Annotated in this window: 19 protein-coding genes; 11 read left to right on the top strand and 8 right to left on the bottom strand. The window is 42.5% G+C overall.

From position 1 onward, the window contains the following. The first annotated feature begins 118 nt into the window (after positions 1–118). Positions 119–1474 carry an ATP-binding protein gene (locus LGO15_RS05495; RefSeq protein WP_226087038.1) on the top strand — a complete coding sequence of 452 codons (1356 nt, stop codon included), beginning with the start codon at positions 119–121 and terminating at the stop codon, positions 1472–1474. Positions 1475–1833: 359 nt separating this feature from the next. On the opposite strand, the gene LGO15_RS05500 is transcribed toward LGO15_RS05495, so the two are convergent. The 4 genes from LGO15_RS05500 to LGO15_RS05515 form a co-directional block, all read right to left on the bottom strand. Then, the gene (locus LGO15_RS05500; protein WP_167833409.1) at positions 1834–2085 is read right to left on the bottom strand and encodes an alpha/beta-type small acid-soluble spore protein; all 252 of its coding nucleotides are present in this window, start codon (positions 2083–2085) and stop codon (positions 1834–1836) included. Between the two features lie 449 nt (positions 2086–2534). After that, positions 2535–2720 (bottom strand): YfhD family protein, encoded by a 186-nt coding sequence (locus tag LGO15_RS05505; protein ID WP_167833410.1) that lies wholly within the window; start codon positions 2718–2720, stop codon positions 2535–2537. 86 nt (positions 2721–2806) lie between these two features. After that, complete coding sequence (locus tag LGO15_RS05510; RefSeq protein WP_209438014.1) at positions 2807–2929, bottom strand: YfhE family protein; 123 nt, start codon at positions 2927–2929, stop codon at positions 2807–2809. A 67-nt stretch (positions 2930–2996) separates the two neighbouring features. Continuing rightward, positions 2997–3896 carry a TIGR01777 family oxidoreductase gene (locus tag LGO15_RS05515; RefSeq protein WP_226087039.1) on the bottom strand — a complete coding sequence of 300 codons (900 nt, stop codon included), beginning with the start codon at positions 3894–3896 and terminating at the stop codon, positions 2997–2999. Between the two features lie 97 nt (positions 3897–3993). Between LGO15_RS05515 and recX the strand changes: the two genes are divergently transcribed. Continuing rightward, positions 3994–4806, top strand: a complete 813-nt coding sequence (gene recX, locus LGO15_RS05520) for a recombination regulator RecX (RefSeq protein WP_226087040.1) — start codon at positions 3994–3996, stop codon at positions 4804–4806. 16 nt (positions 4807–4822) lie between these two features. On the opposite strand, the gene LGO15_RS05525 is transcribed toward recX, so the two are convergent. After that, positions 4823–5500, bottom strand: a complete 678-nt coding sequence (locus tag LGO15_RS05525) for an SDR family NAD(P)-dependent oxidoreductase (RefSeq protein ID WP_226087041.1) — start codon at positions 5498–5500, stop codon at positions 4823–4825. A gap of 88 nt (positions 5501–5588) precedes the next feature. Between LGO15_RS05525 and LGO15_RS05530 the strand changes: the two genes are divergently transcribed. Beyond that, the gene (locus LGO15_RS05530) at positions 5589–5927 is read left to right on the top strand and encodes a YfhH family protein (RefSeq protein WP_167833415.1); all 339 of its coding nucleotides are present in this window, start codon (positions 5589–5591) and stop codon (positions 5925–5927) included. 52 nt (positions 5928–5979) lie between these two features. Here the strand turns inward: LGO15_RS05530 and LGO15_RS05535 are convergent, their stop codons facing one another. Next, a complete protein-coding gene (locus LGO15_RS05535) occupies positions 5980–6165 on the bottom strand; it encodes a small, acid-soluble spore protein K (RefSeq protein ID WP_167833416.1) in 186 nt (61 codons plus the stop codon). Between the two features lie 117 nt (positions 6166–6282). Here LGO15_RS05535 and LGO15_RS05540 point away from each other — a divergent pair, with 117 nt between their 5' ends. Continuing rightward, a complete protein-coding gene (locus LGO15_RS05540; RefSeq protein ID WP_226087042.1) occupies positions 6283–6555 on the top strand; it encodes a YfhJ family protein in 273 nt (90 codons plus the stop codon). A gap of 352 nt (positions 6556–6907) precedes the next feature. On the opposite strand, the gene LGO15_RS05545 is transcribed toward LGO15_RS05540, so the two are convergent. Continuing rightward, complete coding sequence (locus tag LGO15_RS05545; protein WP_226087043.1) at positions 6908–7894, bottom strand: metal-dependent hydrolase; 987 nt, start codon at positions 7892–7894, stop codon at positions 6908–6910. Between the two features lie 146 nt (positions 7895–8040). Between LGO15_RS05545 and LGO15_RS05550 the strand changes: the two genes are divergently transcribed. Both LGO15_RS05550 and mutY read left to right on the top strand, forming a co-directional pair. Beyond that, positions 8041–8337, top strand: a complete 297-nt coding sequence (locus tag LGO15_RS05550) for a hypothetical protein (RefSeq protein ID WP_167834550.1) — start codon at positions 8041–8043, stop codon at positions 8335–8337. Between the two features lie 81 nt (positions 8338–8418). Further along, a complete protein-coding gene (mutY, locus tag LGO15_RS05555; protein WP_167834553.1) occupies positions 8419–9492 on the top strand; it encodes an A/G-specific adenine glycosylase in 1074 nt (357 codons plus the stop codon). A 31-nt stretch (positions 9493–9523) separates the two neighbouring features. Here mutY and LGO15_RS05560 read toward each other — a convergent pair whose 3' ends face one another. Further along, entirely contained in the window at positions 9524–9748 is a 225-nt protein-coding gene (locus LGO15_RS05560) for a hypothetical protein (protein WP_167834549.1), read from the bottom strand. A gap of 176 nt (positions 9749–9924) precedes the next feature. Here LGO15_RS05560 and fabL point away from each other — a divergent pair, with 176 nt between their 5' ends. The 5 genes from fabL (at position 9925) to LGO15_RS05585 (ending at position 14173) form a co-directional block, all read left to right on the top strand. Further along, positions 9925–10674 (top strand): enoyl-[acyl-carrier-protein] reductase FabL, encoded by a 750-nt coding sequence (fabL, locus tag LGO15_RS05565; RefSeq protein ID WP_167834548.1) that lies wholly within the window; start codon positions 9925–9927, stop codon positions 10672–10674. An 86-nt stretch (positions 10675–10760) separates the two neighbouring features. Further along, positions 10761–10952 carry a gamma-type small acid-soluble spore protein gene (locus LGO15_RS05570; protein ID WP_167834547.1) on the top strand — a complete coding sequence of 64 codons (192 nt, stop codon included), beginning with the start codon at positions 10761–10763 and terminating at the stop codon, positions 10950–10952. A 183-nt stretch (positions 10953–11135) separates the two neighbouring features. Then, positions 11136–11390, top strand: a complete 255-nt coding sequence (locus LGO15_RS05575; protein ID WP_167834546.1) for a YgaB family protein — start codon at positions 11136–11138, stop codon at positions 11388–11390. A gap of 235 nt (positions 11391–11625) precedes the next feature. Further along, the gene (locus LGO15_RS05580) at positions 11626–12156 is read left to right on the top strand and encodes a nucleoside tri-diphosphate phosphatase (protein WP_167834545.1); all 531 of its coding nucleotides are present in this window, start codon (positions 11626–11628) and stop codon (positions 12154–12156) included. 268 nt (positions 12157–12424) lie between these two features. Further along, positions 12425–14173 carry an ABC transporter ATP-binding protein gene (locus LGO15_RS05585; protein ID WP_226087044.1) on the top strand — a complete coding sequence of 583 codons (1749 nt, stop codon included), beginning with the start codon at positions 12425–12427 and terminating at the stop codon, positions 14171–14173. Positions 14174–14380 lie beyond the last annotated feature (207 nt).

Here is a 14380-nt window from a genome sequence, read left to right on the forward strand (position 1 = left end):
TTTTTGTTCTTCAAAAAGTGAACGGTTAAAGGTGTGTTGTTTATAAAATATGACAAATTTCCCGGGCAATAGAGGATTCACGAAAACTTTGTCGTATTCCTAAATAGAAGCCTGCAATTTGCTTGACAGCATCCGTCCGTCTTTATATACACAGTCCACTTCGATTGGAGAAGATGAAATGCTTGCTGAAAAACTTCTTTTAAATGTTCTTATAATCTTGCTGCCAATCTTCATTCATAGTGTGCTTTTTGATAATAAAAGCGTGGAGAAATCTCCTTATTTGTGTGGAGTACTTCAAAGTGTTGCGGTGATTCTTTCCCTAGTGTTTGCATATAAGGAAGGCGGTTTATACTGGGATCTTCGATATGTCCCTTTAGTGCTGGCTTTTCTATATGGCGGGCCGATAGCGGGGAGTATGGTTCTGTTTACTTATCTGGCAACTCGAACTTTTATGGGCGGGGATCTTTGGCTTGGATACGCAAGCGGATTTCTGGCAGCGCTTATTCCTTTCTTGTTCATGAAGAAGTTTTGGACGTTTGACGCAAAGAAGAGGATCAGGATAGCTGTTCTTGTGGGTTTATGGCCTTCGCTTTCAATGCTGGCAATTTTAGTAGCCAATATCTTTATTAATGAACCTACAGCTGAAGATACAAATCAAATCATGCTGAATGTGGCGATTTTTGGAGCTATCCAAGTGTTTGCTGTATGGATCGCATCCATTCTGAATGAGTCCTTGATTGAGAAGGATCTTATGAGAAAAGAAATTCTTAGAGCTGAAAAACTGAATACACTGGGTGAACTGGCTGCCTCTATTGCGCACGAAATCAGGAATCCCTTAACAGTAGTAAAAGGATTCCTGCAAATGATGCACAAACAAGAAAAAGGGAACAATCATTATTATTTGAGTCTCGTCCTGACAGAATTAGGCAGGGCGGAATCCATCATTAATGATTATCTGAATTTTGCCAAGCCTCAATTTGAAAAACTTGAAGAAGCTGAACTGGCAGAAATCATATCAGAGGTTACACTCTTATTAGAGGCATTTGCAGCAAAGGAAGGTGTCCAGGTAAATGTCCAGCTGGAGAGGGGAGTCTATGTCGAAACGGACCGAAACCAGCTTAAACAGGCCCTGGTCAATATTATAAAGAATGCGATTGAGGCCACCAATGATGGCGGGGAAGTTAACATAAATCAGTCTACAGTAGTCCATGAGTCTTTTATAGTTGTTTCTGATAATGGAAAAGGTATGGATAGTGCTCAAATTGCCAGACTAGGTACATTATTTTATACAACAAAAGATAAAGGCACGGGCCTTGGAACTTCTGTTTCAATAAAAATCATCGAGGCAATGGGTGGTTCGATTTCATTCAAGAGCGAAAAAGGAGTCGGGACAGAAGTGACAATCATGCTGCAGGCATATAAAAAGAAGACACCTAATATTACTGAACCTGCAAAAATGGAAGATGCTATGTAAAACAGAAACAGAAAAATTATTCCAGAATTAGAAAAAGCGAACCGGATCCGGTTCGCTTTTTAGTAACTTGCTACTTCACAAGATGTATAAAAAATCATCCATTATAAACTTTTGCCGCGGTACAAAATTCCACTTGACCATTTTTAACCTAAACGACGCAAGCCCTACCTCTCTTGCATCCTTACGGCTCCGAAGCCGATCCAGTGTGAATAAGTTGTTACCAAAAAATAAAAGCAGAACGCCATTAATTGTTTACATAATATTTGTTGTGATTCAAGTTACTTCTTTTTGGCGAAGCTTTATCATTATATGTTGTTTTCCAGTAGATGTCAACAGGTATTTACAAATGTTTGAAATCCTTACTTTTTACGTAAGTTTTCCTGTGCCATTTTTACAAGCTCTCTTACCATGCTGCCTCCGAGTCGGCCTCCAACCTTTCCTGCTTCCCGAGTAGAAAGATTGCCGTTATAGCCCTTGTTCAGGGGAACGCCAACCTCTCTTGCAGTTTCGAATTTTGCATCCTCAGCTTTCATTGTACCAGCTACCTGAGCTTTTAAATCATCCAGTGCTCTCCTGGCTTCAGGTACTAGAATCTTATTTCTTCTGGCCATTGATGGTCCCTCCATAGATTCTTTTTTCTTATTATTGGTCAGAAACTGTTTAATTATTTCATAATGGCACAGGGGGTTTTAACTATTCCAATAACGGGTAAATATATTGTCGATTTAATTTATCCTCATACTTATTAACAGTTAAAAGTTAGTGTTATTAAGTACTCCACAGATTTATCCACATTATCCACAAAAATAAGGGTGCAATATGGTAGATGCTGTAAAACTTGTTTTTTAAAGCTTTCTGAAAAAATATCAACAGTATTCACATTGATGTGGATAATTTTTTGAACAATTAGTGAAACAGCTTGTTAAATGATTTAACTGGTAGTAAAGTATAAGTATCAAAAGTTAGTGAAAATATTCACAAACAAACTGACTTGAGATATCCCCCTTCCCTTAGTAGGAAAAGGCAGAATCATTAGATTCTGCCTTTTCCTTTAGTTGGGTTATTTTCTCCTGCTTTTTGCACGCTCATCCGCAGCCTTGGATCGTGCCATTGCTTCAAGGTCATCGTGGTCAGCTAATTCGCGATTGAATTCCACGTCGAGCCCATCTGATTTCATGTTCTTCGGCACTTGTGGAAGGGATGCTTTGTTACGGTCACGTGTTTTATGTCCATGTGATCTTCCCAATCGAAAAAACCCCTTTCAAATTGAAAAAGTACGGAAATGGATCATTTCCGTACTTTTATGTTCTTCCAAAAGAGGAGGCTTAATGCCTAAAATCTCTTTCCATTTGCATAGCCGCCAGCTCGGTCTGCTTTCTTGAATTCACGGCTGTATGTAACTTCCTGCATGCTTGATAACGTACTCTTTGTCTTATCTCTTTTCTTCTTATCCATCAAAAATCCACCCTTTCAATGTGATGTACCTTACAAGTATTTCCTTGTTGAAAGGGATTAAACAGCATTACTTACTTAAAATTTCTCTTAGAGCTTTTTCGAGCTCGGGATACTGGAAAGAGAAGTCTGCGTTAAGCAGCTTTTCTGGTATGGCTTTTTGCCCTTCCAGCACAAGCATGCTCATTTCCCCGAGTGCAATTTTAAGTGCAAAAGCAGGCACAGGCAGCCAATGTGGCCGTTTCATCACTTTGGATAAAGTCTTTCCAAACTGATCCATTGTCACTGGACAGGGAGCAACGAAATTAACAGGACCCTGTAATTTTGAAGACTCTATTGAAAGTATGATTCCGCGTATGACATCGGTAATATGAATCCAGGAGAGCCATTGGTGACCAGTACCGACTTTTCCTCCGCCAAAGAATTTATATGGCAGGACCATCCTCGGCAGGGCACCTTCATTTTTATCAAGAATCAAGCCGAATCTGCACAGTACGACACGAGTGCCAAATTCTTTCACCTCGTTGGCAGCAGATTCCCAGCGCTGGACTGTATCAGCCAGGAAGTCATTGCCTGGACCAGACTGTTCATTGAATTCTCCTGCCAGAGAGGTCCCGTAATATCCAACAGCACTAGCATTGATTAATACATCAGGTTTATTTTTCAATGCCTTAATGATCCTTTTCACTTCAGTGGTTGCTCTAGTGCGGCTGTCTATAATTTTCTGTTTGTATTCTTCCGTCCATCGGCCATTGATAGTCGCACCTGCCAGGTTGACGATCGCATCAATGCCCTCAAGCTGACTTTCAGGCTGGTCTCCGGGATTTAGCCACTGAACAAACCGTTTACCTTCGATGCTCTGCTCTTTGACTTTCCGGGTTAAAATAAACACTTCATGTCCATTGCGGACCAGCTCATTGGATAATGCTTTGCCGACAAGTCCTGTTCCGCCTGTGATGGCTATTTTCATGGTCATCCTCCTAACTATACTCTTGACTATATAGTACTGCTTTTAACATGATAAACCTTCTTTGAATGTGTTAAAGTTTCTATAGAGGTGAAATAAGATGCCAGTCATTGCAAAGATTTCCGTCCAAAAACACAATAAAGACAGATACAGCATTTTTACCGACAGCGGAAGGGGAGAAGAGTATGCCTTCAGCGTCGATGAGGATGTGTTAATCAAATATAATCTGAAAAAAGGGATGGAGCTGGATGACTTCGCTGTCACGGAAATGCTGTTCCAGGACGACATCCGGAAAGCCTATAATACGGCAATCAACTATCTTTCACACCGCATGCGGTCAGAATCAGAGGTCCGTGAACACCTGAAAAAGAAAGAAATATCGGATTCTGTCATCAAAGAAGCAATCCATAAATTATATGAGTTAAAGTTCCTGAATGATGAGGAATTTGCCAAGGCATTTGTCCAGACCAAACTGAATACGACGGATAAAGGTGCAGATGTCATCAAACTAGAGTTGAAGGAGAAAGGGATTGCGCCAGATTTAATCACAAAAGCCATTGAAGAGGTTTCATTCGATGAACAGCTGGAAAAGGCGATCAAGCTGAGTGAAAAATATGCTTTGAAAAATAAGAAGGACTCTTCAAGGATTTTAAAGCAGAAAATTGAGCAGATGCTCAAACGCAAAGGATATTCTTTTCCCATCATCCGTGCTGCATTGGATGAAACAGAAGTAGAGAAAGAAGCCGATGCTGAAATGGATGCACTAAGGGTTCAAGGTGAAAAGCTCCATAATAAATATAGTAAACTCCCGGAGCGTGAATACCGTCAGAAGCTGAAGATGGCCTTGTATCGTAAAGGATTTCCCATGGATTTAATTGATGAATTCATCATGGAAAAAGAAAATGAAGACTAAAAAATCATGACACTTGTCATGATTTTTTAGATTCTATCACAATCTCTGGTTGGTCAAGGTTGTTCACAATGATTTGGGCCACCTCTGCAGCTGACCGAAGTCTTGATGGATCTGCCACATGCTCGCTATCATCCCAGAATGGCGTATTCATACCGCCCATATAGGCGGCGACGAATCGGGTACCAGTTCCTTCATACTCTTTCTGAAGGCTTTCGGTGAAGCCCCTGACTGCGAATTTACTGGAGCAATAGACAGCTTCATTCTTTTTCCCGCGGAGACCTGCTGTGGAAACAATGTTCAAGACCAGCCCCTCATCATTCTGTTCAAGATAGGGGAGGAGTGCTTTCGTCATATTGATGGTTCCGAAGACATTCGTCTGGAACATTTCTTCAATTTCAGTATCTGAGACTTCTGTGAACGGGCCGAAATATCCAAGACCTGCATTATTCACAAGACCGTATATTTCATGCTGCTTGCTGATCAGCAGCGCTTTTTCCTTAATATCCTCAAGGTTGCGCAAATCAAGCTGGACCGCGGTGGCACTTCCTCCAGATTGTTCGATTTGCACCTTGACAGTGTTTAGCTTATCTTCTGTTCTTCCTGTTAAAATCATATGGAATCCCTGTCTGGCCAAGAGTAATGAGAGCTCTTTCCCAAGGCCTGTACCAGCACCAGTCACAATGATTGCTTTCATAATAGCCTCCTTAAGATAACATGCTATAATTTAGTTATATCTTAAATGCTTGTATGTTAAAAGCGAGAACAATCCAGGAGTGAATGAAATGGGCAGAGAAAAACGATACAGCGAGATGAATGAATACGAATTGAACCAGGAAATTGCCAGTCTCCGTGACAAGGCTAGAAAGGCAGAGCAGATGGGGATGGTAAGTGAACTTGCCGTTTACGAACGTAAAGTTGCCATGGCCAAATCATATATGCTGAACCCGGATGATTTTAAACCAGGCGAAATCTACGGTATCGATGGTGACCCGGGTTCCTATTTCAAAATTGATTATATGAATGGGGTATTTGCGTGGGGTGCACGTCTTCATGGCGACGGAAGAGAAGAAGCACTGCCGATTTCCCTGTTATTGAAATTAGAGCAAAACCAGAGTAACTAGTATCTGGTCTTGCTCTTTGGTTGCGCCAGATTTTACATGTTCAGCCTAATGTTTATTGATGGTCTTTTATGACCGCTGAAGTATCATCTTCACGGTGAGATGAGGCGTACATGCGCTCTTGTGGGTGAGTATTGATGGTACCATCAGCTCTTCTAGAAGCGTATTCCGCTTTTGCCCGGGGTTCGCCCTCGAGCTTATTATTGTTCTGATTCGGGAAGTTGGTTACTTTATTTCGCATATTGCCCTCCGTGACGGGTAAAATTACGTGTATGCCAAAATAGCTGCACGCATTTATAGTATTAGATAAAAACCCCCTTTCATGACTACATTAAATATTGGCAAAGGATGATCACAATTGCAGGAAACTATTGAGAAGCTGGCAAGCCTGCTGCAAGAAAAAAACAAAGATATCACGTATGAGCAGGCATTGACCTGGGTGGAGCTTTTATGGGGTGACTTCGAGTCAACTTACGCAAAAGCAGGACACAAATACATGGGAAGCGAAATGACCGAAAAAGTAGTCCGACAATGGATCGATAACTACGGCGAGCAGCTCCACGAATTCGTTGCCAGGAATCCGAAGTATAAACATTTATTGAACCAGCAAGATCCTGGTCATACACATTAAAGTGAAAATCCCCTTTTATGGGGATTTTTGTGTTTTGTAAAGGGGTGGATAAAACATAAAAACCCGGTATGTGCCCGGTTAGAGGGAGAACTCGTAAAACCGGTAACATAAAGAGCAGATATGTGCCCGGTTAGAGGGGGAAATCGTAAAACCGGTAATATAAAGAGCGGATATGTTCCCGGTTAAGGGGAGAAATAGAAAAACCGGTAACATAAAGAGCGGATATGTGCCCAGTTAGAGGAGGAGTTAGTAAAACCGGTAACATAAACTGTATTCATAAAAAAAGTGAATACCCGAAACCCTCCATGCGCTCCGCAAAACCCACACGAAAAAACCGGGCAATCGCCCGGTTTTACCCTTCTCCAGGAAGGAATTCCAATTTCTTTCGTAGTTTTTCCTCACTGTAAATCCAGCCGGTGTAGGAGCTGAGAATGTCCAGGTCCTTGCTCAGGTTCACGACAGCGACAAATGGATAGTGTCCGTTGCTGCGATAGCGCAGATCAATGAACCTTACTTCATAGTATTCATCGTATTCATCGCATTCCCAGCGGTACACTGGTGAGAAGGACAGGAACGCCGACAGGTTCTTGTCTTTTTTTGCTGCTTCAAGCACTGGAGTTTCGGGCACTGGTACGCGATTGAATTGATCGAGGATCCTCACATGGTGCTTGTGTCCCCGGCCGACAAAGAACTGGTGTTTGTTCATGACTGCGACCCGCCAATGGTTGAATTTCATGGTGGGGGCAATGATGATATCTGTTGCATCCGGAACAATATTCTCAACGGCCCTTCGGATGCGGAACTTCATAATAAAGCGATAAATGTAATAGAACACCAGGATGCCATAAATCGTCAAGAAGGTATATCCAGGGTGATAGCCAAATGCCCAGAGGAACAAACCAACGACATGAATCGCAAAAATAATCGGGTCAAATGTGTTGATCACCCCGAGGGCGACCCATTTCGACGAAAAAGGACGCAATGCCTGTGTCCCATATGCATTGAAAATGTCGACAAAAACATGAAGGAAAACAGCTATAAATGTCCAAATCCATAAATGCAGCAAATTTGCTTCTGGGTAGAAAAAGTAGATTGTCCCAGAAATAAGCAGCGGCCACAGGAGCACTGCTGGAATCGAATGGGTAATGCCCCGGTGGTTCCGTATATAAACAGCGTTATTCCTTAATTTCAATACAGTATCTATATCAGGGATTTGCGAACCGACAAGTGTAGCAATTAAAACACTTGAGGCAGTGGCGGTGCTTTCGCTGACAGCAGGGTCAAGCGTAGCCAACCCGCCCAGAGCGAATCCCATCACAACATGAGTTCCTGTATCCACGGAAACAGCCTCCTTTTATAAAGATTCATGTTACTCGTAACCAGAGTCTGGGAGTGAAAAGTCCTTGTCACAAAGCGAATAATAGTTTACTTTTAAAGGGCTGTATCAATCAGTCCCTTCACGAATTTGCAAAGGAGCTGAATAAATTGATTCAGATGATCGTCCAGTACGAAGTGAAGCAGAATCTGCTTAGCCAATACCAAGAAACAATTGATAAGATTTCGACCATGCTTCCTGACTTTGAAGCTGATATGTTTTCGTGCAGCCAGTCGGAAGAACGGAATATCTTTGTTGAATCATTCTATGTCCCGACTGAAGCCCATTACCACGCCCTGAAAAAAATGCGGTTATCCCGGAATCATTCCGTATTTGGAATCCTAGAAGACTTTGTTCCGGGCGGATTGGAACGAATGGGTTTCCTGGCGATTAAGCAGAAGCGTTAATATTATATTCCCAAATTTCCGGAAAGTTTAACACCTGGAGGAACAAAAGTGGCAACTGAGATCAAGAAATGTATAGATAAAATGGATATAAAATCCTTTCAGGATGACTTGATTGGATGGTTTGAAAACGAGCAGCGTGAACTGCCATGGAGAAAGGATCAGGATCCTTACAAAGTGTGGGTATCAGAAATAATGCTCCAGCAAACTAGAGTAGATACTGTCATCCCTTATTTTAATCGATTTTTGGAAAATTTTCCAACAATAGAGGCACTTGCTGCCGCTGATGAAGAAAAAGTCCTTAAGGCCTGGGAAGGACTTGGTTATTATTCCCGTGTCCGTAATTTACAATCCGCAGTTCAAGAAGTAAATGAAAGATATGGCGGAAAAGTACCGGATTCACAGGAAGAGATCTCTGCCTTAAAAGGAGTTGGTCCCTACACAGCCGGTGCAATCCTGAGTATTGCCTATGGAAAACCCGAACCGGCGGTAGATGGAAATGTCATGAGGGTATTATCCCGTATCTTATTGATTCGGGAGGACATCGCCAGGCCTGCGTCCCGTAAAATTTTTGAAGCAGCAGTGAGGGAATTGATCTCCCATGAAAACCCCTCCTATTTCAATCAGGCGCTAATGGAGCTAGGAGCCCTTATCTGCACCCCGACATCTCCATCCTGCCTGCTCTGTCCGGTCAGGGAACATTGCGAAGCATTCCAAGAGGGAGTGCAGAATGAACTTCCTGTAAAAACAAAAAAGAAAAAGCAGAAAAATGTCCAGCTTGCTTCCGGGATTTTTAAGGATGAGGGTGGAAGAATCCTAATCCGAAAAAGACCTGGAACAGGCTTGCTGGCAAACTTGTGGGAGTTTCCCACTGTTGAGCTGAGCCTCGACTTCCAGCGACAGAGGGACCAGTTATCTGAGCACTTTGAAGAGCTTTATGGCTTAACACCTAAGATCAACGAATCAATAGGGGAAATCGACCATGTGTTTTCTCATTTGGTATGGAACATACAGGTATTCAGCGGACAATTTACGGGAGAAATCCCCGAGACTCCTCAGTTGAAACTGGTGACTGAAGAAGAAATTCAGGAATTTGCTTTCCCGGTACCCTACCAAAAAATGCTGAAGCAATATCTAGATTCAAAAAAGGCTGACTAATCATATTTAGATTAGCAGCCTTTTCTGATTATTAATCGTAACTCACTTTCGTTCCATGCGTATAATCGGCTTCTCCGCGGCCTAAACCGCCTCGGCTTTCGATTTCTTCAACAATCTCTCTGTGAATCGTCTGGCCCTCGGCATTCAGGTATGGCACCATTTGCTGGAGAGAGTGATGGAAAAAGGCCAGCTCGCTATCCTTCCAATCTGTTTTGGGCATCATCGATAATTCAGTCATATCACGGCCTACATACATCGGGATCATCCTTTCATAAAAGTGTTGGTCTACAGAATAGTGTTTTCAGTACGGGGGTTTTTTATCACAGCTTAAAAATTAGATCCTTGTTGTCATATATACCTGAAAAAGCTAAAATGAAACAAAATTAAGGTTCCGCTTTTTTTAACGCGTAACTAATAGAAAGGGTTTTTTAGATGGCACAAAAAGTTGCACTTATTACTGGAAGCAGCCGTGGAATTGGTAAGGCTGCTGCACTTGAGCTCGCAAAAGAGGGATATGACATAGTCGTCAACTATGCCCGCAGCAAAAAGGGAGCACAGGAAACAGCAGAGCAAATAGAAGCTCTTGGCAGAAAAGCCCTTGTCGTTAAGGCGAATGTCGGGGATGTGAGCAAGATCAAAGCAATGTTTGAGCAAATCGATGCAGAATTCGGCAGGCTGGATGTGTTTGTGAACAATGCAGCATCAGGTGTGCTTCGACCGGCAATGGAACTTGAAGAATCGCATTGGGACTGGACGATGAACATCAATAGTAAAGCGTTGTTATTCTGTGCACAGGAAGCGGCGAAACTGATGGAAAGGAATGGCGGCGGTAAAATCGTCAGCATCAGCTCGCTGGGCTCCATCAGATATTTGGAAAACTATACAACGGTAGGGGTTTCAAAGGCTGCCTTGGAAGCATTGACACGCTATCTGGCTGTAGAACTGGCCCGAAAAAACATCGTTGTCAATGCCGTTTCAGGCGGAGCGGTCGATACCGAAGCACTGACGCACTTCCCGAATAGAGAGGAACTCCTTGCTGAGGCCAGAGAAAAAACACCAGCAGGAAGAATGGTTGAAATCGACGATATGATCAATGCGATCATGTTCCTGCTGAAGGACGAGTCAAGCATGATTCGCGGACAGACGATCATAGTCGATGGCGGAATATCCCTATTGGTATAGGAAAAATATTGGGTTGATTTGGTAAAAAAAGTTCGGATATCTCCCTCCTCGGATGGTTATTCTATTATTCGTGGAGGTGATATACGATGGCAAAACAACCAAACAAATCTCAAGCTGGAACTAACATTCAAGAAGTGAGACAACAAAACGCTCAATCTGCTGGTGGCCAAGGTCAGTACGGTACTGAATTCGCGAGCGAAACAAACGCTCAAGAAGTACGCCAGCAAAACCAGCAAGCTGAAGCTCGCAAAGGCCAAAACTCTGGTCAACAGAGCTAATATCACCTTTAATGAAAGGCACTCTCATTCGCAGAGTGCCTTTTCCAATTGAATTCTATATTCTGTCTGTCCGGCACTCATCATTCGACAAAGGTTCCGAATCCTCTACATAACTAGTCAAAGGAATTCCATCGTCACCCAAGAATACAATTAGGAGATAAATTTTACAGGCGGTGGAAAAGCATGGATAAATTTAACGAATTGGTTTCTTCACAAATGCATACGATGGAAAAGCTTCTTTATCTGCAGTCTGAATTGGAAAGATGCCAGGAGATTGAAAAGCAGTTGGATGCCCTCAAGCAAAGCGCAGAATTAGAGGAACTTCGCTTGGAAATCGATCTGAAAAAGCAGGACCTGCAGGAGATCCACCGGATGTTTGAAAAGCAGACGGAGGAAGTCATCCATACGTATCAAGAGCTTGCCGTTTCCTTTCGTTAAGACTCCTCTGTACATTTAATAGGAATAAAAAAGTGGATTTTTATAAAAATTCAAGCAAATTTATTGGGCGATCGAGGAAATCGATGGCTCTTTTGTTTTAAATTCTCACGTTAACCGTTATAATAATAAAAAAAAGGAATCGTTCTTTGTTGCCTTTTGTCGTTTTGAAGGAAATAGATACATATACATGAATAGGTTGCAAAGTTTCCGGGAAAGGAAAGTAGGGGAGAAGAACATGGGCGTACCCACAGAAGGTGAACCGGTCCAAATCCACAGTTATAAGCATAATGGGCACATCCATCGAGTCTGGGAAGAAACTACCGTCTTAAAAGGAACGCAAAATCTTGTGATAGGCGGAAATGATCGGACAGTCGTGACTGAGTCAGACGGGAGAACTTGGATTACGAGAGAGCCTGCAATCTGTTACTTCCACTCTCAGTTATGGTTTAACGTTATTGGAATGATTCGGGAGGATGGCGTGTATTACTACTGCAATATTAGTTCGCCATTCATCTTTGATGGAGAAGCACTGAAATATATTGATTATGATCTCGATATTAAAGTTTTTCCAGATATGACGTTTAATCTGCTGGATGAAGATGAATATGAACGCCATCGCAAAGAAATGCAGTACCCTGATGTAATCGATAAGATTTTAAAATACAATGTTGAAAAGCTTAAACGCTGGATCAGGCAAAGGAAGGGCCCGTTTGCGCCAGATTTCATCGACATTTATTATGAACGGTATTTGACTTATCGTCGTTAACCATACAGGGTAGACAAGCTTCAGCCTGTTGATTCGATTCAACAGGTTTTTGTATGAAATGATAAATTGATTTTCAGTTTTGTAAAACTAGATATGAATTTCTTAATCCAGCTCCAGCGCCTAGCCCCTCGAGACGCTTCGGTCCGTCCAATGAAGTCAAAGAGCGACTTCACCGGTCGGCCCTCCAGCGCTTGTCGGGGCTGACCAAGGCACTTGCGCTTTTTATTCGTGGACAGCAAGGCAAGGCTCCATAAGGGGGAACTATAAATTGGGCAGCATCCGCAGATACTTAAAATTCGTCAAACCATATCGGCTGCAAATCATTGGAACAATCTTCATCGGTATTCTTAAATTCGCCATACCACTGTTGATTCCACTATTAATTAAATTTGTCCTTGATGATGTCATCGGCAGTGACACACTGACCAAGGATGAAAAAATAGATAAACTGCTCTGGGTAATGGGCATCATGATTGTTGTGTTTGTCGTGCTCAGACCACCTATTGAATACTATCGTCAATATTTTGCTCAGTGGACTGCGAGCAAAATCCTTTATGACATAAGAGACAGACTGTTTACCCATATGCAGCGTCTCAGCTACAAATATTACTCCAACACGAGAGCAGGAGAGGTCATCTCAAGGATGATCAATGATGTCGAGCAAACAAAGACCTTTGTTGTTACAGGACTGATGAACCTGTGGCTTGACGTTGCTACGATCATGATAGCAGCTGCTATCATGTTCACGATGGATGTCCAGTTGACATTTGTTTCGCTGATTCTCTTCCCGTTCTACGCTTTTTCGGTAAAATATTTCTTCGGTAATCTTCGGAAGCTAACGAGGGAGCGGTCCCAAGCGCTTGCTGGAGTACAAAGCTATTTGCATGAGAGGGTAGCTGGAATCTCAGTCATCAAAAGTTTCGCAATTGAGGATTATGAGCAAACACAGTTTGATCAGCAGAATAAAAACTTTCTGACAAAAGCGCTTGAGCATACAAGGTGGAATGCCAAAGCATTTGCGGTGGTCAATACGATCACGGATATCGCGCCGCTCCTTGTTATTGGCTTTTCCGGTTATCAGGTCCTTCAAGGCAATTTGACAATTGGGGAAATGGCCGCTTTCATCGCCTATATAGACCGCCTTTATAATCCTCTCAGAAGGCTCGTGAATTCATCTACTACATTGACACAGGCGATTGCGTCAATGGACCGCGTTTTCGAATTCATGGATGAAAAATATGATATCAAGGATTCTCCTGATGCAACAGAATTGAAAAAAGTGCACGGGGATATTTCTTTTAGAAATGTTAGCTTCTCTTATGAGGAAGACGGGGAGACGGTACTCAAGAATTTAAATATAGAAGTCCAAAAGGGAGAAACAATTGCCCTGGTCGGCATGAGCGGCGGTGGGAAATCCTCGTTTGTCAGTCTGATTCCTAGATTCTTCGATGTTACCGAGGGCCAGATTCTCCTCGACGGAAAGGATATCCGTTCGTTCAAGGTGCGCTCCCTGCGAGATAAAATCGGCATGGTTGCACAGGATAATATTTTGTTCAGTGAATCCGTTAAATCAAATATCCTCTTAGGCAGGCCGGGAGCAAGTGATGAAGAAGTGATTCAGGCCGCAAAGGCAGCAAATGCCCATGATTTTATTATGAGTCTGCCAGAAGGCTATGATACGAAAGTCGGTGAAAGGGGAGTCAAGCTTTCCGGAGGCCAGAAGCAGCGTGTAGCGATTGCACGAGTCTTCCTGAAGAATCCGCCGATTTTAATACTTGACGAAGCAACATCAGCACTTGACCTGGAGAGTGAACACCTCATTCAGGAAGCGATTGAAAAGCTGGCAAAAGACAGAACAACATTTGTTGTAGCCCACCGTTTATCAACGATTACCCATGCCGACAGGATTGTCCTGATTGAACACGGAGAGATTGTCGAAGACGGCAGCCATGATGATCTGATGGCAAAGCAGGGTGGGTATCATAGACTGTTCCAGGTCCAGCAGCTGGAAAATTAACTATACTGCAAAAAACCGAGGCGTTTCCGCTTCGGTTTTTTATTTTGGCTATGAAACAAAAACGATCGCGAGTTATTTATTAGCAAAGAGAGACAACTGCAATAGTTACTTTTTTCGCATTCCATTAGTGTAATAATTTATCAGCTTTTGACATACAAATAGTACCAATTGCCTAAAACAATTCTAAATTATTATTATATTTAAATA

Source organism: Mesobacillus sp. S13 (genome assembly GCF_020422885.1).
GTDB classification, from domain to species: Bacteria; Bacillota; Bacilli; order Bacillales; family Cytobacillaceae; genus Mesobacillus; species Mesobacillus selenatarsenatis_A.

Bases quoted from the DNA above. Each gene is read 5' to 3' on its own strand.
- LGO15_RS05510 (WP_209438014.1), bottom strand. From the start codon at position 2,929: ATGGATAAGAAGAAAAGAGATAAGACAAAGAGTACGTTATCAAGCATG.
- LGO15_RS05500 (WP_167833409.1), bottom strand. From the start codon at position 2,085: ATGGCCAGAAGAAATAAGATTCTAGTACCTGAAGCCAGGAGAGCACTG.
- LGO15_RS05535 (WP_167833416.1), bottom strand. From the start codon at position 6,165: ATGCGAAATAAAGTAACCAACTTCCCGAATCAGAACAATAATAAGCTC.
- LGO15_RS05560 (WP_167834549.1), bottom strand. From the start codon at position 9,748: ATGTATGTAGGCCGTGATATGACTGAATTATCGATGATGCCCAAAACA.
- LGO15_RS05575 (WP_167834546.1), top strand. From the start codon at position 11,136: ATGGATAAATTTAACGAATTGGTTTCTTCACAAATGCATACGATGGAA.
- LGO15_RS05580 (WP_167834545.1), top strand. From the start codon at position 11,626: ATGGGCGTACCCACAGAAGGTGAACCGGTCCAAATCCACAGTTATAAG.
- fabL (WP_167834548.1), top strand. From the start codon at position 9,925: ATGGCACAAAAAGTTGCACTTATTACTGGAAGCAGCCGTGGAATTGGT.
- LGO15_RS05515 (WP_226087039.1), bottom strand. From the start codon at position 3,896: ATGAAAATAGCCATCACAGGCGGAACAGGACTTGTCGGCAAAGCATTA.
- LGO15_RS05570 (WP_167834547.1), top strand. From the start codon at position 10,761: ATGGCAAAACAACCAAACAAATCTCAAGCTGGAACTAACATTCAAGAA.
- LGO15_RS05530 (WP_167833415.1), top strand. From the start codon at position 5,589: ATGGGCAGAGAAAAACGATACAGCGAGATGAATGAATACGAATTGAAC.
- mutY (WP_167834553.1), top strand. From the start codon at position 8,419: ATGGATATAAAATCCTTTCAGGATGACTTGATTGGATGGTTTGAAAAC.
- recX (WP_226087040.1), top strand. From the start codon at position 3,994: ATGCCAGTCATTGCAAAGATTTCCGTCCAAAAACACAATAAAGACAGA.
- LGO15_RS05525 (WP_226087041.1), bottom strand. From the start codon at position 5,500: ATGAAAGCAATCATTGTGACTGGTGCTGGTACAGGCCTTGGGAAAGAG.